The organism is Streptomyces sp. NPDC052012 (genome assembly GCF_040689265.1).
Lineage (GTDB): Bacteria > Actinomycetota > Actinomycetes > Streptomycetales > Streptomycetaceae > Streptomyces.
This window is the reverse complement of record NZ_JBFAXA010000037.1, coordinates 32,305-50,916: the sequence shown is the minus strand read 5'-3', so window position 1 is coordinate 50,916 and position 18,612 is coordinate 32,305. Positions and strand designations below refer to the sequence as shown.

Annotated in this window: 20 protein-coding genes; 10 read left to right on the top strand and 10 right to left on the bottom strand. The window is 71.9% G+C overall.

The window, feature by feature from the left end; genetic code table 11:
* Positions 1–1,359: chaperonin GroEL (groL, locus tag AB0412_RS34325; protein WP_366406527.1), on the top strand; the 1,359-nt coding region annotated here is incomplete at its 5' end.
* Positions 1,360–1,449: 90 nt separating this feature from the next.
* Here the strand turns inward: groL and AB0412_RS34320 are convergent.
* From AB0412_RS34320 to AB0412_RS34310, 3 genes are all read right to left on the bottom strand, one after another.
* Positions 1,450–2,130 (bottom strand): Uma2 family endonuclease, encoded by a 681-nt coding sequence (locus AB0412_RS34320; RefSeq protein WP_366406526.1) that lies wholly within the window; start codon positions 2,128–2,130, stop codon positions 1,450–1,452.
* Between the two features lie 59 nt (positions 2,131–2,189).
* The gene (locus AB0412_RS34315) at positions 2,190–3,065 is read right to left on the bottom strand and encodes a hypothetical protein (RefSeq protein ID WP_366406525.1); all 876 of its coding nucleotides are present in this window, start codon (positions 3,063–3,065) and stop codon (positions 2,190–2,192) included.
* Positions 3,066–3,300: 235 nt separating this feature from the next.
* Positions 3,301–3,510: a DUF397 domain-containing protein gene (locus AB0412_RS34310; protein WP_366406524.1), complete on the bottom strand. Its 210-nt coding sequence runs from the start codon at positions 3,508–3,510 to the stop codon at positions 3,301–3,303.
* 263 nt (positions 3,511–3,773) lie between these two features.
* Here AB0412_RS34310 and AB0412_RS34305 point away from each other — a divergent pair, with 263 nt between their 5' ends.
* Positions 3,774–4,904, top strand: a complete 1,131-nt coding sequence (locus AB0412_RS34305; protein ID WP_366406523.1) for an NADH:flavin oxidoreductase — start codon at positions 3,774–3,776, stop codon at positions 4,902–4,904.
* A 133-nt stretch (positions 4,905–5,037) separates the two neighbouring features.
* A complete protein-coding gene (locus tag AB0412_RS34300) occupies positions 5,038–6,591 on the top strand; it encodes a carboxylesterase family protein (RefSeq protein WP_366406522.1) in 1,554 nt (517 codons plus the stop codon).
* A gap of 3 nt (positions 6,592–6,594) precedes the next feature.
* Here the strand turns inward: AB0412_RS34300 and AB0412_RS34295 are convergent, their stop codons facing one another.
* The gene (locus AB0412_RS34295) at positions 6,595–7,164 is read right to left on the bottom strand and encodes a hypothetical protein (protein WP_366406521.1); all 570 of its coding nucleotides are present in this window, start codon (positions 7,162–7,164) and stop codon (positions 6,595–6,597) included.
* A gap of 71 nt (positions 7,165–7,235) precedes the next feature.
* Here AB0412_RS34295 and AB0412_RS34290 point away from each other — a divergent pair, with 71 nt between their 5' ends.
* Entirely contained in the window at positions 7,236–7,775 is a 540-nt protein-coding gene (locus AB0412_RS34290) for an MmcQ/YjbR family DNA-binding protein (protein ID WP_366406520.1), read from the top strand.
* 3 nt (positions 7,776–7,778) lie between these two features.
* On the opposite strand, the gene murQ is transcribed toward AB0412_RS34290, so the two are convergent.
* Both murQ and AB0412_RS34280 read right to left on the bottom strand, forming a co-directional pair.
* The gene (murQ, locus tag AB0412_RS34285) at positions 7,779–8,714 is read right to left on the bottom strand and encodes an N-acetylmuramic acid 6-phosphate etherase (RefSeq protein WP_366406519.1); all 936 of its coding nucleotides are present in this window, start codon (positions 8,712–8,714) and stop codon (positions 7,779–7,781) included.
* Between the two features lie 137 nt (positions 8,715–8,851).
* Positions 8,852–9,799, bottom strand: a complete 948-nt coding sequence (locus AB0412_RS34280; RefSeq protein WP_366406518.1) for a MurR/RpiR family transcriptional regulator — start codon at positions 9,797–9,799, stop codon at positions 8,852–8,854.
* 55 nt (positions 9,800–9,854) lie between these two features.
* On the opposite strand from AB0412_RS34280, the gene AB0412_RS34275 reads away from it, so the two are divergent.
* Positions 9,855–10,301, top strand: a complete 447-nt coding sequence (locus tag AB0412_RS34275) for a hypothetical protein (protein ID WP_366406517.1) — start codon at positions 9,855–9,857, stop codon at positions 10,299–10,301.
* Positions 10,298–10,585: a DUF4031 domain-containing protein gene (locus AB0412_RS34270; protein WP_366406516.1), complete on the top strand. Its 288-nt coding sequence runs from the start codon at positions 10,298–10,300 to the stop codon at positions 10,583–10,585. Before AB0412_RS34275 ends, AB0412_RS34270 begins: the two co-directional genes overlap by 4 nt.
* Here AB0412_RS34270 and AB0412_RS34265 read toward each other — a convergent pair.
* The gene (locus AB0412_RS34265; protein WP_366406529.1) at positions 10,567–11,610 is read right to left on the bottom strand and encodes a GNAT family N-acetyltransferase; all 1,044 of its coding nucleotides are present in this window, start codon (positions 11,608–11,610) and stop codon (positions 10,567–10,569) included. The two genes, AB0412_RS34270 and AB0412_RS34265, sit on opposite strands and share 19 nt — an antisense overlap.
* 34 nt (positions 11,611–11,644) lie before the next feature.
* Positions 11,645–12,307 (bottom strand): hypothetical protein, encoded by a 663-nt coding sequence (locus AB0412_RS34260; RefSeq protein ID WP_366406515.1) that lies wholly within the window; start codon positions 12,305–12,307, stop codon positions 11,645–11,647.
* Positions 12,308–12,363: 56 nt separating this feature from the next.
* Between AB0412_RS34260 and AB0412_RS34255 the strand changes: the two genes are divergently transcribed.
* Complete coding sequence (locus AB0412_RS34255) at positions 12,364–13,044, top strand: maleylpyruvate isomerase family mycothiol-dependent enzyme (protein WP_366406514.1); 681 nt, start codon at positions 12,364–12,366, stop codon at positions 13,042–13,044.
* 60 nt (positions 13,045–13,104) lie between these two features.
* Positions 13,105–13,794: a copper homeostasis protein CutC gene (locus AB0412_RS34250; RefSeq protein ID WP_366406513.1), complete on the top strand. Its 690-nt coding sequence runs from the start codon at positions 13,105–13,107 to the stop codon at positions 13,792–13,794.
* 84 nt (positions 13,795–13,878) lie between these two features.
* On the opposite strand, the gene AB0412_RS34245 is transcribed toward AB0412_RS34250, so the two are convergent.
* A complete protein-coding gene (locus AB0412_RS34245; RefSeq protein ID WP_366406512.1) occupies positions 13,879–15,912 on the bottom strand; it encodes an ATP-binding domain-containing protein in 2,034 nt (677 codons plus the stop codon).
* Positions 15,913–16,193: 281 nt separating this feature from the next.
* Between AB0412_RS34245 and AB0412_RS34240 the strand changes: the two genes are divergently transcribed.
* Both AB0412_RS34240 and AB0412_RS34235 read left to right on the top strand, forming a co-directional pair.
* A complete protein-coding gene (locus tag AB0412_RS34240) occupies positions 16,194–16,394 on the top strand; it encodes a hypothetical protein (RefSeq protein WP_366406511.1) in 201 nt (66 codons plus the stop codon).
* A 70-nt stretch (positions 16,395–16,464) separates the two neighbouring features.
* Positions 16,465–16,854 carry a hypothetical protein gene (locus tag AB0412_RS34235; protein ID WP_366406510.1) on the top strand — a complete coding sequence of 130 codons (390 nt, stop codon included), beginning with the start codon at positions 16,465–16,467 and terminating at the stop codon, positions 16,852–16,854.
* Between the two features lie 20 nt (positions 16,855–16,874).
* On the opposite strand, the gene AB0412_RS34230 is transcribed toward AB0412_RS34235, so the two are convergent.
* Positions 16,875–18,518 (bottom strand): DNA repair helicase XPB, encoded by a 1,644-nt coding sequence (locus AB0412_RS34230; RefSeq protein WP_366406509.1) that lies wholly within the window; start codon positions 18,516–18,518, stop codon positions 16,875–16,877.
* Positions 18,519–18,612: the final 94 nt, after the last annotated feature.

Below are 18,612 nucleotides of genomic sequence, written 5' to 3'. Positions count from 1 at the left end.
ACCACCGCGACCGTTCTCGCCCAGGCCCTGGTGCGCGAGGGTCTGCGCAACGTGGCCGCCGGCGCCAACCCGATGGCTCTGAAGCGCGGTATCGAGAAGGCCGTCGAGGCCGTCTCCGCCGCCCTGCTGGAGCAGGCGAAGGACGTCGAGACCAAGGAGCAGATCGCCTCCACCGCGTCCATCTCCGCCGCCGACACCCAGATCGGTGAGCTCATCGCCGAGGCGATGGACAAGGTCGGCAAGGAAGGCGTCATCACCGTCGAGGAGTCCCAGACCTTCGGTCTGGAGCTGGAGCTCACCGAGGGTATGCGCTTCGACAAGGGCTACATCTCGGCGTACTTCGCGACCGACATGGAGCGTATGGAGGCCGTCCTCGACGACCCGTACATCCTGATCGCGAACTCCAAGATCTCCAACGTCAAGGACCTGCTCCCGCTCCTGGAGAAGGTCATGCAGTCGGGCAAGCCGCTGCTGATCATCGCCGAGGACGTCGAGGGCGAGGCCCTGTCGACCCTGGTCGTCAACAAGATCCGCGGCACCTTCAAGTCCGTCGCCGTCAAGGCCCCGGGCTTCGGCGACCGCCGCAAGGCCATGCTCGGCGACATCGCCATCCTCACGGGCGGCGAGGTCATCTCCGAGGAGGTCGGCCTCAAGCTGGAGAACGCCACGCTCGACCTGCTGGGCAAGGCGCGCAAGGTCGTCATCACCAAGGACGAGACCACCATCGTCGACGGTGCCGGCTCCGCCGACCAGGTCGCGGGCCGCGTGAACCAGATCCGCGCCGAGATCGAGAACAGCGACTCCGACTACGACCGCGAGAAGCTGCAGGAGCGCCTGGCGAAGCTCGCCGGCGGCGTCGCGGTCATCAAGGCCGGTGCCGCCACCGAGGTGGAGCTCAAGGAGCGCAAGCACCGCATCGAGGACGCCGTCCGCAACGCCAAGGCGGCCGTCGAGGAGGGCATCGTCGCCGGTGGTGGCGTCGCCCTGCTCCAGGCCTCCCAGGTCTTCGAGAAGCTCGAGCTCGAGGGCGACGAGGCGACCGGTGCGCAGGCTGTGAAGCTGGCCCTGGAGGCCCCGCTGAAGCAGATCGCCGTCAACGCCGGCCTCGAGGGCGGCGTCGTGGTGGAGAAGGTGCGCAACCTGACCCCGGGCCACGGCCTGAACGCCGCGACCGGCGAGTACGTCGACCTGGTCAAGGAAGGCATCATCGACCCGGCGAAGGTCACCCGCTCTGCCCTGCAGAACGCCGCGTCCATCGCCGCGCTGTTCCTCACCACCGAGGCCGTCATCGCCGACAAGCCGGAGAAGGCCGCGGCCCCGGCCGGCGGCGGCATGCCGGGCGGTGACATGGACTTCTGATCGACCCCTCGGGTTGATCAACCGTCCGTCAGGACCGAGGGCGGCACCACCAGCTTCGTCTGGGGGTGCCGCCCTCGGGCGTTTTCGGGGTCAGTCGGCGTAGTCCTTGAGCTTCTCGGTTTCGAGGGTGATGTCTACCGGCGCAGGTAGCTCGACGGTCGCCCCCCAGGGGCGGGTGGAGCACTGCAGATAGCGTCCGTCCTTCGGTTCGCTGTACACGCTGACCGTGGCGCTGTCGCGGTCGATGAGCAGATAGACAGGGATGTCGGCCGCCGCGTAACCCACGGGCTTGTCGATACGGTCGCGCTGGTCGGTGTCGCGGTCGTGGGACGTGATCTCCACGGCCATGAGGGCGCCGTCGGTGTCGGACCAGTTGCCGTGGCCCTTGAAATGGTCCACCGGTGCGAGGAAGCCGTCTGTGATGGCGCGGCCCTTGCGGTAGGCCTCGGCCTTGACGCCCCGCTCGGGCGCGAGGTCCAAGTCGGGCCGTTGCTGCATGCACTGGCGCAGCAGCCACATGAAGATGGACGTGTGGTTGCCGTCCGGCATGGCCTTGACTACTACCTTCCCGTTGACGTACTCAAGCCGCACGGTTTCCGGCGCGGCAGCGGCCAGTTCTTCGAACTCCTCCACGTCGAGCGGCCCGTGCCGGATGCACAGCCTCCCGTCGAGGAACTCCAGCCGGTTCCGCAGCTCCCTCGGAGCCCTGCGGACCAGTTCCTCGAAGTCCTCGACGGACATCTGCGGGCGGTGAGCGGTGTCAGGGGTCATGGCGTCGCCTCCTTCCCTCCATCGTGCCCCGGGGCGGTGATGTCGGACTGTAGGTGCTGTCATACGGGTGTCCCTTCTCGTCGTTTCACGGACATCGCAGCGCGGATCTCGGCTGCGCGGACTTGGATCACGGCGGACGGCAGGGGCGCGTTGGCGCGTTCTGGGGCGCGTTCGCCTCGGCACCCGCGGCAGATGCCGCCGGGCAGAGCCTCGGGCGGGCCGGGTGTACGGCACTCCGAGCACTCCAGGAGCCGGATGGGGCGCGGGCCGGTGGGCTGCTCCGGCGGGAGCTTGTCGGTGAGGCGGCGGCGGAGCAGGGCGGCCGGGTGGTGGACGGGGGTGGGCAGGCCGGCGGTGAGGGCGGCGCGTACGGCCTCGTCGGTGGCGCCGCGTGCGAACCACTCCTCGACCAGCGGGGCGAGGGAGGCACAGTCGGCCTGGGAGAGCGACAGGGCGGGTGTCTCGCGACCGAGGGCGGCGAGGAGGATGTGGGCGCGGGAGCGGGTGGGTGCCGGTCTGGGTTGCTCCGGGACGTCGCCGCGCGTGAACGTCGCCCACCAGTGGTCGTCGCGGGCGGTACGGGACCACCACGATCGGGTGATCCAGTGCGCGCTCCCCGATGCCGACGTCACCCTCTCCCGCCCTCGGCGCAAGTGGCCTGCTTCTTGCAGCCGGTTGAGCGCGGTGCGCAGGGCACATTGGCCGTACGGGAGGGTCTTGGCCAGCGTCTTCACGGAGATGTCGGCGCCGTCGGGGAGACGGTCGATGAACGCGGCGATGGCGGCTTCGCGGGGTGGGAGGTGAGCGAAGTCGTGGGCAGCGGCGGGGGATTGGCCCGTGCTGGGTGCCGTGCGCTTGCCGTAACCCGGATTGGCCATCGGGTGCGGGGAGGCGTGCGCGGGCAGGAGGGCAGGACTAAGCTGGGTGTCAGCCATGGGATCGAAATTGTCCTTCGATCTCGTAGGTCAAGCCCCCGCAGGTGTTGCAGCACCTGACGGGGGCTGTTCGTTATGCGGGCACGCTAGCCCCTCGTGACTGTGCGTGGCAAGCCGAACGCGTCAAGTCAACACGCGGGGTGGGAGGGTGGGTTGGGGCCCTCCACCCGTTCCTTGCAAAGAGGGCTCGGGGCTTGGGGCTTGAGCTTCGGGCGGCCCGACGGTCACTGGGCAGTCAGGCCCGCTTCAGGTCTTCGACGAACGTCCACCATGCCGTCGCCCGGAACACGAGCTTCGGGCCGAGGGGTGTTTTCGAGTCGCGTACGGGGACGAAGGTCGAGTGCCCTTCAGCCACTTCCAGGCAGTTACCGCCCTCGCCACCGCTGTACGTCGACTTGCGCCAGGCCGCCGAGCTCAGGTCGTCATCACGGGTGCTGTTCTCCATGTTCGTAATCGTGGGCCACGGACTCCACGAGAGCCAGGGAATCTTGAGGCGAGAGTGCGACCGCTTGAAGGAGGCTGAAGGTCAGCGCGTGGCGAGCGACCGTTGCCGGGTCGAATCGGGAGGCCCGCACCCGGGGGTGAGGGCGTGGCTCGGATCACAATCCGTGGGTGGAATGGCTGCTCCTCTTTCCCGGTTGTCCTTGGCGTGCGTTTAATGCATGCGCACATACCAAGCGGTACCTCCATCTCCCGAGGAGCCCCCACGTGACCGTCACCACCTCCGCCTCGACCTCCCGAGCCGCTGAAGTCCTCTCCCGGCCGGTGTCCATCAACGGGCTCACCGTCCCGAACCGGATCGCCATGGCGCCGATGACCCGCATGTTCTCCCCGGGCGGCGTCCCGGGTGAGGACGTCGTGTCGTACTACGCCCGCCGAGCCGCCGCAGGCGTCGGGCTGATCGTCACCGAGGGGACGTACGTCGGGCACCCCTCCGCCGGCGGAAGCAGCCGGGTGCCCCGCTTCCACGGCGAGGAGCAGCTCGCGGGATGGGCGAAGGTCGCCGAGGCGGTGCACGCCGCCGGCGGGACCATCGTGCCGCAGCTGTGGCACATCGGGATGGTGCGGAAGGAGGGGCAGTCGCCGTTCCCCGAGGCCCCGGCCGTCGGGCCCTCCGGGCTGCGGATCGACGGCAGCGAGGGCGGAAAGGCGATGACCCGGAAGGACATCGACGACGTCATCGGCGCCTTCGCCGAGGCCGCCGCCGCAGCCGAGCGCATCGGCTTCGACGGAGTCGAGCTGCACGGCGCCCACGGCTACCTCATCGACCAGTTCCTGTGGGCCGGCACCAACCGCCGTACCGACGCCTACGGCGGTGACCCGGTCGCCCGCGCCAAGTTCGCGGAGGAGATCGTGGCGGCCGTCCGGGCGGCCGTGTCGCCCGAGTTCCCCGTCATCTTCCGGTACTCGCAGTGGAAGCAGGACGCCTACGACGCCCGGCTCGCCGAGACGCCGGAGGAGCTGGAGGCCATCCTCGCCCCGCTCGCGGCGGCAGGGGTCGACGCCTTCCACGCCTCTCAGCGCCGCTACTGGGTCCCGGAGTTCGACGGGACCGACCTCAACCTCGCCGGCTGGACGAAGAAGCTGACCGGGAAGCCGGCGATCACCGTCGGGTCGGTGGGCCTCGACGGCGGTGACTTCATCAAGGCGTTCCAGGGCGAGGGCGCCGCCGTCGGCAGCCTCGACAACCTTCTCGACCGCATGGAGCGCGACGAGTTCGACCTCGTCGCCGTCGGCCGGGCGCTCCTCCAGGACCCGAACTGGGCGTCCAAGGTGCTGGCCGGCCGGTTCGACGAACTGGCGCCGTACGACGCGGCCTCGCTGCAGGCGCTGAGCTGACGGCAGTCGCCCGCGGAGGTGGTGCGGGACGGGCGTAGGGTCGTACGCCGGTGATCAACCGGTCCGTACGAACGCCCGTCCCATGAGGGCGATGTGACGTCTCGCCCCCGCCCCGCACTCGTGAGGAGACCCGATGACGACGCCCGAGTCCCGCCCCCCGGCCGACGGTCCCACCCGCCCCGAGCCCGTCGTACGGACCGCCGCCGGTTCCGTGCGCGGGCGGTACGAGGGTGAGCTGGCCGTGTTCCGCGGCATACCGTTCGCCGAGCCGCCCGTCGGCGAGGCCAGGTTCGCCGCGCCCCGGCCGGTGCGCGGCTGGGACGGCGTACGGGAGGCGTCCGCGTTCGGGCCGCCGCCTCCGCAGGACGCCGGCCTGCAAGGGCCTGCCGCCCTGCTGAACCTGCCCACCGGCGACGACTGGCTGACCGTCAACGTCTGGACGCCCGAACCCGCCCCGGGCTCCCGTCGGCCGGTCATGGTGTGGATCTACGGCGGTGCCTACAAGATCGGTCACTCCGGCAGCCCCGGCTACGACGCCCGGCGGATCGCGCGGGACGGCGATGTCGTCGTCGTCACCCTCAACTACCGGGTCGGGATGGAGGGTTTCGCCCACATCGAGGGTGCGCCCGCCAACCGGGGGCTGCTGGATCAGGTGGCCGCGCTGGAGTGGGTGCGGGACAACATCGCGGCGTTCGGCGGCGATCCCGGGCAGGTGACCGTGTTCGGGGAGTCGGCGGGCGCCGGGTCGATCGCGGCGCTGCTGGCGATGCCCCGCGCGGCGGGACTGTTCCGGCGGGCGATCGCGCAGAGCGTGCCCGGGACGTACTTCTCCGACGCCCTCGCCCGCGACATCGGTGCCGCGCTCGCCGCCGAGGCCGGTCTTCGGCCGACGGTGGCGGACCTGTCGACCGTGGACCCGCGCAAGCTGACGGCCGCCGGGGAGGCGCTGGGCGCCAAGATGCCGGGGTTCGTGGACCGCTGGGGGCAGGCCGCGCCCACGGTGACGCCCTACGCCCCGGTCGTCGACGGCGAGGTGCTGCCGAGGATGCCGTGGCAGGCGCTCGCCGCGGGCTCGGCGCGGGACGTCGAGCTGGTCACCGGGCACAACGGCGACGAGTTCCGCCTCTTCGTCGCCCTGGCCGGCCGGCTCGGGCAGATCACCGAGGAGCAGGCGAGCCGGGCCCTGCGCCTGTACGCCCCCGGCCCGGATGGAGCGGAGGCCTACCGCGCCGCCTTCCCGGACGCGTCCCCGGGCGAGCTGTACGAGCGGGTGCAGACCGACTGGCTGTTCTCCATGCCCACCCTGCACCTGGCCGAGGCGCACCTCGCCGGGGGCGGCCGGGCGCACCTCTACGAACTGACCTGGCCGGCTCCGGGTCTGGACGGCGCCCTCGGTGCCTGCCACGGCCTGGACATCCCGCTGCTGTTCGGCACGTTCGAGGCGGACCTGGGTGCGCTGCTGTTCGCCGGGGCAGCGCCGGGCGCGGACGCGGAGGCGCTGTCCTCCCGGTTCCGGGCCGCCTGGACGGCGTTCGCACGGACCGGCGATCCGGGCTGGCCCGCGTACGACACCGAGCGGCGGCTGGTGCAGGTGCTGGACGCGGAGCCGCAGGTCGTGCCGTATCCGGAGGACGTCTCCCGCCGTCTGTGGGAGGGACACGACTTCGTGCCCCTGCCGCTGCTCTGACGCCTACAGGCCGCCCATCGGCTCGATGTCGACCTTCACCGGGGTGCCCCACACGCGCAGCACCTCGTAGTCGGTGAACTCGTGCACGAGCCGGTACGCCATGGCGGGGCGGGGACCGCGGCGCTGGGCCGCGATGTACAGCTCGGCCTCGCGGCGGTCGCGGCGCGGGGTGCCGCACAGCTGCCACGCCTGACCGTTCCACAGCTCCGGCAGCCACCGCTGCTGGGGCTGGGGGCGGTCACCGCGGAACCCGTAGCGGGAGGGGGCCGGCTCGGGCGACCGGTACTGGGGGGCGGGGCCGTTGTACTCGGCGCGGCGGGCGGCGCGGCGCCGGGTCTCGCACAGCAGGCACAGGTCGGGGGCGCTCTCGTCGACCGGTCCTGTGGGGTGCTCGGGGCAGCGGGTGCGGGGCACGTCGGTGGTGACGGTCTCGTCCAGCAGCTCCAGGGCACGCCGGAGATCGGCCTTCACCTCGTGCAGCTTGGCGTCGGGGGTGTCGGCGGACAGCGCCTCCCCGTGCTCACCGAGCACACGAAGGGCGCGGCCCAGTGCGGTGAGCTGCGCGTGGTTCATGGTGGTGTCTTTCGTGGTCGGGTCCGCTCCAGTATCCCCGCCCGGCTCGACCGATGCGGAACACTGCACGGATGACCACTCTGGCTCAGCTGCGCAGGTACGCCCTGGCTCTCCCGGAGGTCGAGGAGGGCACGCACTTCGGCATGGCCGCCTTCTCGGTGCGGGGCAAGGGGTTCGTCTCGGTGACGAAGGACAGCCAGGTGCAGGTGCACTTGCCGCCGGACGAGACCGAGGCCGCGGTGGGCGCGCACCCGACCGGTGAGCGCCTCGTCCGGGCGGGCAGGACGATCGGTTTCCGGGTGCCGCTGGCCGACGTCGACGGCAAGGACCTGAACGCCCTGGTGCGAGCCGCCTGGTTCAGCCGTGCCCCGAAGCGGCTCGCGGCAGCACTGGGCGACGCGGAGGCCGCGGCCGACGAACCCGGCGGTGACCTGCCCGCCGGTATCGGCCGGCCGGCGACGCGGGCGCTGCTCGGCGCGGGACTGACCACGCTGGACGACGTGGCCCGGCACACGAGAGCGGAGCTCCTGGCCCTGCACGGTGTCGGTCCGAAGGCGGTGCGTGTCCTCTCCGAGGCGTTGGAGCAGCGGGGCGGGTCGCTGCGCGAGTGATGCTCAGCGCCTCGCCGCCTCCAGGGCCGCACGCAGGTGGCCGTTCGTTTCCTTGAGGAGGCGGGCGGCCGTCGGGGCGTCGAGGTCGGCGAGGAGCGTGAGGATCGCGGGCTTGACCTCGCCGTCGGTGGCGGCGAGGGCGTGGTCGATCGCCGAGTCGTCCGCGCCCGTCGCGAGGGCGACGATGCGGTGGGAGCGGGCGCGCAGCTTGGCGTTGGAGGCACGGACGTCGACCATCAGGTTTCCGTAGGTCTTGCCCAGGCGGATCATCGTGATCGTCGACAGCATGTTGAGGACGAGCTTCTGGGCGGTGCCGGCCTTGAGGCGGGTGGAGCCGGTGAGCAGCTCCGGACCCACGACGACCTCGATGCCGTGTTCGGCCGCGGCCGCCAGCGCGCTGGACGGATTGCAGGCGAGGCCCACGGTCAGCGCGCCCCGGGCGCGGGCGTAGGAGACGGCGCCGATGGCGTACGGGGTGCGGCCGGAGGCGGAGATGCCGACCACCGTGTCGTCGGCGGTCAGCTCCAGCGCGGCCAGATCCGACTCGGCCAGCTCCCGCGAGTCCTCGGCACCCTCGACCGACGTGACCATGGCGTCGGGGCCGCCGGCGATGAGTCCGACGACCTGGGAGGGGGCGGTGTTGAAGGTGGGCGGGCATTCGGAGGCGTCGAGGATGCCCAGGCGACCGGCAGTGCCTGCCCCGGCGTAGATCAGCCGCCCGCCGCGCGCCATCCGCTCGGCGATGGCGTCGATCGCGGCGGCGATCTCGGGGAGCTTTTCGGCCACGGCGGCGGGCACGGTGGCGTCCTCGCCGTTCATCAGCCGCGCGATGTCGAGGGTGGGCAGCCGGTCGATGTCCGCCAGTTCCGGCCGGAACGCCTCGGTGGTGAGGGATTCCAACTCCGTGCGGACGTCACGAGGGTTGTGTGCAGTGGTCATGGGCGGGCGGCTCTCCGGGTTCATTTCAGAGGGGGGTGGTGCAACTTCCCAGGGGCGCGGGGCTGTGTCGATGTGCGGCTCGGCCGCGTGGGCGCGACCAGCCCCCCACAACCCGCAGCTCACCACAACATCCAGCCCTACGGCGCCCTGCGGCTCGCCCGATGCCGATGAGCCAACGCCTCGTACGAAGCGGACAGCGCCGGCGCCGCCGACTCGTACGTCCGCTGCGCCACCCCCACGAACAGACAGTCCACCACCAGCAACTGTCCCGTCCGCGAGGACATCGCCGCCGGCCGCAGCTCGCTCTCCCGCGCCGTGGACGTCGTCAGCACGTGATCGGCGTACTGCGTGATCGGGCTGTCCGGCCGCCCGGTGATCGCCACCGTCGTCGCCCCGCGCTCGAAGGCGACCCGGAGCGGTTCGACGACGTCCCCGGTCGAACCGGAGTGCGTGATGGCGATGGCCACGTCACCCGCGCGCAGCTGCACCGCGTTCGTCACGGCGAGATGCGGATCGCTGTGGGCGTGGGCTATCAGCCCTATGCGCAGCAGCTTCTGCGTGAGGTCCTGGGCGACGAGCCCGGACGCACCCACGCCGTACACGTCCGTACGGCCCGCCGCGGCGAGCGCGGTGACCGCCGCGCCGAGCTGCACGGTGTCCAGACCGGCCGCCGTGTCCGCGAGGGTCTGCTGCTCGTCGTAGGCCAGCTTCGCCACCACGTCGGCGATCGGGTCGTCCACCGCGATGTCGGTGGTGATGGCGGGCGCGCGGCCGGACTGCTGCTGGGCGGCCAGTCCGGCGAGGGCCAGACGCAGGTCGCGGTAGCCGGGGTAGCCGAGCAGGCGGGCGGTGCGCACGACCGTGGCCTCGCTGGTGCCGGTGAGCTCGGCGAGGCCGGTGACCGTGAGGGCCGCGCAGCCGGCCGGGTCGCTCGCCACGGCCTCGGCGACCCGCTGCATGGAACGGGTCATCGACGGCGCCAGCGTGCGCACCTTGGCCGCGAGGGCGGCGGGCGCGGGCGGGGCGGTGGCGGAGCCGCCCGGGCCACGCTCGCTCGCGAAAATTTCCTTCACGTCATGGGTCACGTGTGAAAGATATTTTCGGCTCGGCGGTGTGGTCAAGAGTGCGCACAATAGGGACATGAACCCCTCCGACCCGCACGGTACTTCCCGCGACGCCTCTCACGCCGCCCCCGTGAGCCCCCTGGAACAAGCGCTGCACGCGGCGCGCGCCCTGGTGATCGCCGACCTGGTGGCGCGCGAGGTGGCCGAGGCCGATGTCGTCTCCCTCGTGGAGGAGTCCGTCGCCCAGCGCCGCTGGTGGGTCGAGCAGTGGCCGGAGGGCGCCGAATTCCTGGCCGGCCTCGTCGCCCAGGACGTGCAGGACGCCCTGCTGGAGCGGTACGGCCGCTGGCCGCTGTGCCCGGTGTGCGGCTCCGGCGACCCGCACGCCCTGGACGTGGAGCCGGAACTGGGACCCGACCCGCACTGGGTGTGCCACAAGGCCGGCGTGAAGGTGGCGGCGGTGGGCGCGCTGGGCGGGCTGGGGGCGACGGGCGAGACCCCGGGCCGGGCGGCCGACTCGTGACGGTCTACATCGACCCGCCGACCTGGCCGGGCCACGGCCGCATGTGGTCCCACCTCGTCAGCGACCACTCCTACGACGAGCTGCACGCCTTCGCCGACCGGCTCGGCGTCCCGCGCCGCGCCTTCGAGCGCGACCACTACGACATCCCCCGGCAGCGGTACGCCGACGCGGTGCGCGCCGGGGCGCGCGAGGTCAGCAGCCGCGAGGTGGTGCGACTGCTGCACGCGGCGGGGCTGCGGCGCCGCAAGGGGGCCAAGGGCGCGGTTCAGCGCCGGAGTTCGTAGGTGCGGTGGGCGTCGTCCTCGGCGACCTGGGTGAACCCGGCCCGTGCGACGACCTTCTGCGAGGGGACATTGCCTCGCTCGACGACCGCCGCCACCTTCCGTACACCGTCCTGCTCCAGCGCCCACGCCGCCAGCGCGCGCAGCGCCTCCGTGGCGTAGCCCTGTCCTCGGGCGTCCTCGGCGAGGTCGTAGCCGATCTCCACACGGCCGGTGTCGTCCGGGGCGCCGTGGAAGCCCATCGCGCCCACCGCACGGTCGTCCTCGCGCCGCACCAGCACGTACATCGTCCACTCCGGCCGGAAGACGCCCTCCTCGTACTGCTTCCACATGATCCCCGCGCCCTCGCGCGTGCCCTCGAACGGCCCCGAGGCGACCCACTCGAATCCGCCGTCGCCGCCCACGGCCAGATCCGTGGCGGCGGCGGGCGTGACGCCTTCGAGCGTGAGCCGCTCGGTCTCCAGGACCGGGTTGTTGCTCCACTGCCAGCCGGTGACCGGTTCGCGGCCCGGCAGTTCGCCGCGGCCGGTCGCCCACAGCAGGGTCTGCCAGGGGGTGGGGCCGGGGCGGACGTGCGGGAAGATCCGGGTCAGCGCGAAGGAGGCGAGTTCGGCGGGCGGCTCGTAGGCCACGCCCAGCCCCTCACTGATGTCGTGCGTGTGCAGCAGCACCTCGGCGACGCCCATCGCGGCGAAGCCCTCGCGGTTGGCGTGGCGGAACGGGTACGGGTGGAAAGCACGGACGGCGCGCGGGGTGGTGCGGACGGCGGCGGCGAGCAGGGCGCCGGTCGTGGCGATCACCTGGAGGGCGCCGTCGTTGTCGGTGCCCGGGTCGAGCGCGATCTCGAAGGGCGCGTATCGCTCGGTGTGGCGCCCGGCCAGCCGGCCGGCGTACGCGATCAGGTCCTCGGCGATGTGCACGGCCGTCTCCCGGCACGTCCACTCCAGCCGCCCGGCCGTCCTCCCCTCCCAGTCCCGGTCGGCGACCGCCCGCAGCGCCGCCACGCAGTCCGCGACGGCTTCCTCCACCTGTTCCGCTCCCACAGCACGCATGGGGGGCACGCTACGTGGGCGGCGGCACCGGCAGCGACAGCATTTCCAGCTCGCCCCGGATGTTGTAGCGGGCGGTGGCCTCCCAGTGCTCCTGGCCGTACGGAGTGCGGAACAGGCGGGGCAGGTCGAGGAGTTGGCGCAGCACCGCGGCGCGACCCGCACGGAAGGCGCCGGCCGGCACGAAGTGGTACTCCTCGCGGACGGCGGCGGTGTAGTGGGCGTACGCCGAGGGCGGCGAGCCGAGGATCGCCAGGTCGGCGTCGCACAGCACCTGGCCGTTGCGGTCGTCGTCGGCGGGGTCGTGCGTGACGGTGAGGCGGACGAGACGGGCGACCTCGGCGGTCCTGTCGTCCGGCACCCCGGCCTCGGACAGCGCCCGCTCCGCGAGCCGCGCCGAGCGCTCCTCGTTCTCCGACCGCTCGGGCAGATACACCGCGTCGTGGAACCAGGCGGCCAGGCGTACGACGTCGGGGTCGTCCGCGTACGACTCCAGCTCGTCGATGTGGTCCAGGACGGCGGTGAGGTGGGTGAGCGTGTGGTAGTGCCGCTGGGGTTCCTGCCAGCGGGCCAGGAGGTTGTCGGCGTAGGGGGCGGGATCGGGGCCCTGGGTGCCGCCCCGGGCTCCTTGGAGGGCTCGGGCGAAACGGACGCGCAGGGCTTCGGTGTCGACCATGGGTTCATTCTCGCGACCCCGGGCTGATCCGGGAGCCAGGCCCTAGCGTGGAGGGCATGACGACTCCTGCGGATGTGCAGAACGTACGTGACCCCGAACTGCCCGGGCGGCTGCTGACCGTCGAGCGGGACGCGCTGATCCCCTTGTTGCGGGGAAGGGCCGAGGAGGACTTCGCGTTGCCGGTGACGGCGTGTCCCGGGTGGACGGTGCGGGATGTGCTGGCGCACTGCTCGGCCGCGCTCACCCGGGTGGTGGAGAGCAGGTTCGAGAAGGGCGTCTTCTCGCCCGAGTCCAACGACCGGGACATCGCCGAGCGGGCCGGGTGGAGCAACGCCCGGATCATCGACGAGCTGGAGCGCGGGATGACCGAGGCCGGGCCCGTGATCGCCAAGGCGGGCGGGCTGCTGGACCCGGTCGCGCTGGGCGAGTGGGTGCACGCCGGCGATGTGCGCGTGGCGTTCGGCGAGCCCGGCGCGTACGCGGGCGCGGGACTGCCGTACGCGCTGGCGCTGCTGGCGCAGGTGACCGCGGAGAAGGGGCATCTGCCGCTGCACGCCGATCTCGACGACGCGGACGAGCCGCTGCGGCTCGGGGACGCGACGGGGGAGCGGCCGCCGGCGCGGTTCATCGGGGACGGGCCGACGCTGGTGCGGTTGTACGCGGGGCGGCCGGTGGACGGGGTCGCGTACGAACTGGCCGGGGTGGAGGAAGGGGAGCTGAACATCTTCGGGGACTGAGGGATATCCTAGATTGGACTAGACCTGTCGCCGTCTTTGATGCCCGAGGAATGGGGTCCCATGAGCAAGCGTGCAGTCCTGGAGGTGATCGCCCTCGACGTCGAGGACGCGGTCGCCGCCCAGGCCGGAGGTGCGGACCGCCTCGAGCTGGTCACCGACATGGCGGCGGACGGGCTCACGCCCTCCGCCGGGACGGTGCGGGCGATTCGCGGCGCCGTCGACATCTCGCTGCGGGTGATGCTGCGGCTGGCCGACGGGTTCGCGGCGGGGGATGTCGACCGGCTGGTGGGCGTCGCGCAGGAGATGCGGGCGGTGGGGGCCTCGGAGTTCGTGCTGGGCTTCCTGGGCGCCGACGGGGGTGTGGACCTGGATGCGGTGGAGCGGGTCGTGGGGGAGCTGGAGGGTTGCCGGTGGACGTTTCACCGGGCGATCGACCGGGCCGCGGACAGGGATGCGCTGCGTAAGCAGTTGGACGGGCTGCCGGGGTTGGACACGTATCTGACCGCGGGGGCCGCTGAGGGGGTCGACGCGGGGCTGCCGACGTTGCTGCGGGAGGCCCGGCTCCGGGGGGAGCCGGGGTATGAGCAGCAGTTGCTGGTGGGGGGTGGCCTTCGGCTCGATCATGTGCCGGTGTTGCTGGATGCGGGGGTTGACGGGTTTCACATCGGTGGGGCTGCTCGGCCTGAGGGGTGGGACGGGGCCGTTTCCGCTGAGGCGGTTGCTCGGTGGCGGGGGGTTTTGGGCGGCTGAGGGGGTGGGGGTTCTGCGCGGTGCCGGGTGCGGGTTTGGTCGTGGCTGGTCGCGCAGTTCCCCGCGCCCCTTAGGGTGCTGCCCTCACCCCAATTGATCCGGCAATGGAGCCGCGTGCGTGACGATCAGGCCCGAGACCGCCCTCGTCAGTGCCACGTACAGGCGGCGTAGGCCCGTGCGTTCGTCCGGTTCCGCGTCGACCACCGCCGCCGGTTCGTCCAGGACCACGTAGTCGTACTCCAGGCCCTTCGCCAGGGAGGCCGGGACCAGGGTCAGGCGGCAGCCTTCCGTGGTCTCCTCGCCCGGCGCCAGATACGGCAGGCCCGCCGCCGTGAGCTCCTCGGTCAGCCCCGGGATGCGCGTGTCCGCCGCGATCAGGCCGACCGAGCCCTCGTTGGTCAGCAACTCCCTGGACGCCGCCACCACTTCACTCGTCTCCGTGATCTCCCGGACCTCGAAGAAGCCCGGGTTCTCGCGGATCGAGGCCACCGGGGTCAGACCGGGGGCGATGTGGGGGAGCAGGCGGGAGGCGTAGGCGATGACGTCCGTCGGGACGCGGAAACCGGCCGTCAGTTCCTCGATCACCGCGTTCTGCTTGCCCAGGTGGGTCAGGGCCTCCTGCCAGCTGCGGGTCGCCCAGGGGGTCGTGCCCTGCGCGAGGTCGCCGAGGATCGTCGCGGAACCGGTGGTGCAGCGGCGGCCCACCGCCCTGTACTGCATGGGGGACAGGTCCTGTGCCTCGTCGAGGACCACGTGGCCGAGGGACGGGGTGCGCTGGATCAGGTCGGTCGCCTCGTCGATCAGGACCGCGTCCGCGGCCGACCACTTCGCCGACTTCACCGACCGGGCCGGCTTCGCCCACAGGATCGCCTTCTGCTCGTCCTCGTCGAGCAGGCCCGTTGCGTGCTCGGCGAGGAAGTCCGCGTCGCTCAGCAGGCGGAGCACCAGCTTCGCGGGGTCCACGGCGGGCCAGATGGTCTTCACCGCCGCCTTCACCGCGCTGCCCCGGGCCACCGCGTCCTGGACGCGGTCGTCCGGGGCCTCCCCGGACCGCTCCATCTGCACCAGCACGGCGTGCGCGATGCGCTGCGGCAGGGCCTCGCGGGCGGCGCCGTAGCGGATGTCCCGGTCCAGCAACTGCTGGACGATCTCCTCGAGTTCGTACGCCGGGACGCGCCAGCGGCGGGAGCCGCGGACGACGATCACCGGGTCCGTGGGCATGGTGACGTGGGAGTAGAGGGCCCGGCGCAGGACCTCCGCCATGCGCGCGTCGCCCTTGATCGTCGCCGCCGTCGCGTCGTCCGTGCCGCGCACCTCGACATGAGCCACCAGGTCGTCCACCGTGGCCTGTCCGACCGTCAGCTCGCCCAGCGCGGGCAGCACCTGCTCGATGTAGTGCAGGAACGAGCGGTTGGGGCCGACGACCAGCGTGCCGGTGCGGGCGAGCCGCTCGCGGTGGGCGTAGAGGAGATAGGCGACCCGGTGCAGGCCGACGGCGGTCTTTCCGGTGCCGGGGCCGCCCTGCACGCACACGCTGCCCGCCAGGCCGGACCGTACGATCTCGTCCTGCTCGGGCTGGATGGTGGCGACGATGTCCCGCATCGGGCCCACACGCGGGCGTTCGATCTCCTGCTGGAGCAGCTTGCTGGTCCTCGCCGCCTCCGCCGGGTCCGACAGATGCTCGTCCTCGTACGCGGTCAGGTCTCCGCCGGTGTAGCCGAAGCGGCGGCGCAGTGCGATGTCCATCGGGTTCTTCTTGGACGCCCGGTAGAACGGCTGCGACACCGGCGCACGCCAGTCGATCACCATCGGGTCGCCGTCCGCGTCGTGCACGTGCCGGCGCCCGATGTAGAAGGACTCGCCTTCCGCGCCCTCCGCCTGCTCGGCGCCGGGCGCGTGCAGATAGTCGAGGCGGCCGAAGAACAGCGGGGTGTCGCTGAGGTCGGCGAGCGCCTTGATGCGCTGCTCGATCTGGTGCTGGAGCACCTGGGCGTTGACCCAGTTGGCGGTGACGTCGCTGATGTCGAGGGCCTCGACGTCCTCCCGCATCGCGCGCAGGGCGGAACGGGACGCCGCGAGGTGCGCGCGTTCGCGGGACAAGGGGTCGGCGGTGGACAAGGGGGTGCCTCCGAAGGACCTGCGGGTGTGGGCGTGCGAGATGCCGGCCGGTTTCCGTCCGGCCGGCGGCGCTCCGTGAAGGGGAGGCGGGCAAGAGCGGAGATTTTAGGACGGCGCCGGGCGGGGAGCCAAACGATTTACCGGCGCCCCCTAGGGGGACGCGTACATCCTGGCGGAGGGAGCCGAGCGGTGCCTGTCGGTCCCGAGACGTACGCGACGGCCCCGGGGACCGGTCCCTCGGGCCGATGCCCGGCAGGTGCCCGCGGAGTCACCATGGAGACATGAGTGCAGCGACCATCCACCCCGCGACACCGCCGGGCCGGCCGTCCGGCGCGACCCCTCTGCAAGGCGACCACCGTCATCTGCTCGGCAACGCCCTGCGCGCCGTGAAGGTCTTCCTCGGCGCCGCGTTCGACGTCGTCATCCTCGGCGAGTACGGCGAGGAAGCGGGCGTCCGCCGCAAGGAGCACACCGTCCGCTGAGTATCCCGACCCCTCCGACTGAGTAGGTCGGCCGGTGTCCGGGCACCGGCCCCACGGCTTCACTTGCCGTATGAGCCAGATCAGCCCCCATCCCTTCGCCGCGCAGCCCCCGGCCCTGCTCCAGCCGGCCGACCGGGACCCCCGGGCGTGGGTGGCGCCGGCCATCGCGACCACGCTGCTGCTGTTCCTCGGGCCGGCAGCGATGCTCTTCGGCGGACTGTCCGCCATGGCGACCGACGCCTGCGGCCCGGACGACTGCTCGCAGGCGCTCACGACCTCACTGACCCTGATCTACGGGACCCTCTTCTTCGGCAGCTTCCTCACCTTCGGGGCGTGGCTGACCTCGTGGCTGCTGCCCTGGACGCCCCGCTGGTCGGTGCTGCGGGCGTGGGCGGCGGCCGTGTCGCTGCTGCCGCCGCTGTTCGTGCTCACGCTGGTCTTCACCCTGCCTGAGGGCTGATGCCCGGGGCCCGCTGACGCTCAGCTCTCCGCGAGCAGCTCGTCCGCGTCCATGATCCGGTACGCGTACCCCTGCTCGGCCAGGAACCGCTGGCGGTGCGCCGCGAAGTCCTGGTCGATGGTGTCGCGGGCGACCACGGAGTAGAAGTGCGCCTGGTGCCCGTCCGCCTTGGGCCGCAGCACCCGGCCGAGCCGCTGGGCCTCCTCCTGGCGGGAGCCGAAGGTGCCCGACACCTGGATGGCGACCGTGGCCTCCGGCAGGTCGATCGAGAAGTTCGCGACCTTGGACACGACCAGCACGCTGATCTCGCCCTCCCGGAACGCGTCGAACAGCTTCTCCCGCTGGGCGTTGGACGTCTCGCCCTTGATCACCGGCGCGCCCAGGTGCTCGCCGAGCTCGTCGAGCTGATCGATGTACTGGCCGATGACGAGGATCTGCTGTCCGGCGAAACGCCGCACGATCGCCTCGGTGACCTTCCGCTTGGTCTCCGTCGTGGCGCAGAAGCGGTACTTCTCCTCCGTCTCGGCGGTGGCGTACGCGAGCCGTTCGGAGTCGGTGAGATTGACGCGGACCTCGACGCAGTCGGCGGGCGCGATGTAGCCCTGCGCCTCGATCTCCTTCCACGGGGCGTCGAACCGCTTCGGGCCGATGAGCGAGAACACGTCCGACTCCCGGCCGTCCTCGCGCACCAGCGTGGCGGTGAGGCCGAGGCGGCGCCGGGCCTGGAGGTCGGCGGTGAACTTGAAGACGGGCGCGGGCAGCAGGTGCACCTCGTCGTAGAGGATCAGGCCCCAGTCGCGGGAGTCGAACAGCTCCAGGTGCGGGTAGACGCCCTTCCGCTTCGTCGTCAGCACCTGGTACGTGGCGATGGTGACGGGCCGGATCTCCTTTTTCGTCCCGCTGTACTCGCCGATCTCCTCCTCGGTGAGCGAGGTGCGCTTGACCAGCTCGTGCTTCCACTGGCGGGCGGAGACGGTGTTGGTCACCAGGATCAGCGTGGTCGACTTGGCCTGCGCCATCGAGCCGGCGCCGACGAGGGTCTTGCCCGCGCCGCACGGCAGCACGACGACACCGCTCCCGCCGTGCCAGAAGTTCTCCACCGCCTGCTTCTGGTACGGCCGGAGCGCCCACCCCTCCTCGCGCAGCTCGATCGGGTGCGCCTCGCCGTCCACGTACCCGGCGAGGTCCTCGGCGGGCCAGCCCAGCTTCAGCAGCACCTGCTTGATCTGTCCGCGCTCCGAGGGGTGCACGGCCACGGTGTCCGGGTCGATGCGGGCACCGACCAGCGGGGCGATCCGCTTGGAGCGCAGCACCTCCTCCAGGACCGGGCGGTCGGTGCTGGTGAGGACGAGTCCGTGCGCCGGGTGCTTGACCAGGCTGAGCCGGCCGTAGCGGTCCATCGTGTCGGCGATGTCCACGAGCAGCGCGTGCGGCACCGGATAGCGGCTGTACTGCACCAGTGCGTCGACGACCTGCTCGGCGTCATGGCCCGCCGCCCGCGCGTTCCACAGGCCCAGCGGGGTCACCCGGTAGGTGTGGATGTGCTCGGGGGCCCGCTCCAGCTCGGCGAACGGCGCGATGGCGCGACGGCAGTCGTCGGCCTGCTCGTGGTCGACCTCGAGGAGCAGGGTCTTGTCGGACTGGACGATCAGCGGACCATTCACGCGCGGCTGCCTTTCTGCGACGGGCTCGGCACGGGCACACACGGCCAAACGTCCAGTTTGCCTGATCGTCCGCCCGACGGGACCCGGAGCGGAC

Coding starts and splice junctions, on each gene's coding strand:
- AB0412_RS34235 (WP_366406510.1), top strand. CDS start 16,465: ATGAGCCAGATCAGCCCCCATCCCTTCGCCGCGCAGCCCCCGGCCCTG.
- AB0412_RS34240 (WP_366406511.1), top strand. CDS start 16,194: ATGAGTGCAGCGACCATCCACCCCGCGACACCGCCGGGCCGGCCGTCC.
- AB0412_RS34320 (WP_366406526.1), bottom strand. CDS start 2,130: ATGACCCCTGACACCGCTCACCGCCCGCAGATGTCCGTCGAGGACTTC.
- AB0412_RS34260 (WP_366406515.1), bottom strand. CDS start 12,307: ATGGTCGACACCGAAGCCCTGCGCGTCCGTTTCGCCCGAGCCCTCCAA.
- AB0412_RS34295 (WP_366406521.1), bottom strand. CDS start 7,164: ATGAACCACGCGCAGCTCACCGCACTGGGCCGCGCCCTTCGTGTGCTC.
- AB0412_RS34300 (WP_366406522.1), top strand. CDS start 5,038: ATGACGACGCCCGAGTCCCGCCCCCCGGCCGACGGTCCCACCCGCCCC.
- AB0412_RS34290 (WP_366406520.1), top strand. CDS start 7,236: ATGACCACTCTGGCTCAGCTGCGCAGGTACGCCCTGGCTCTCCCGGAG.
- AB0412_RS34315 (WP_366406525.1), bottom strand. CDS start 3,065: ATGGCTGACACCCAGCTTAGTCCTGCCCTCCTGCCCGCGCACGCCTCC.
- AB0412_RS34255 (WP_366406514.1), top strand. CDS start 12,364: ATGACGACTCCTGCGGATGTGCAGAACGTACGTGACCCCGAACTGCCC.
- AB0412_RS34310 (WP_366406524.1), bottom strand. CDS start 3,510: ATGGAGAACAGCACCCGTGATGACGACCTGAGCTCGGCGGCCTGGCGC.
- murQ (WP_366406519.1), bottom strand. CDS start 8,714: ATGACCACTGCACACAACCCTCGTGACGTCCGCACGGAGTTGGAATCC.
- AB0412_RS34250 (WP_366406513.1), top strand. CDS start 13,105: ATGAGCAAGCGTGCAGTCCTGGAGGTGATCGCCCTCGACGTCGAGGAC.
- AB0412_RS34275 (WP_366406517.1), top strand. CDS start 9,855: ATGAACCCCTCCGACCCGCACGGTACTTCCCGCGACGCCTCTCACGCC.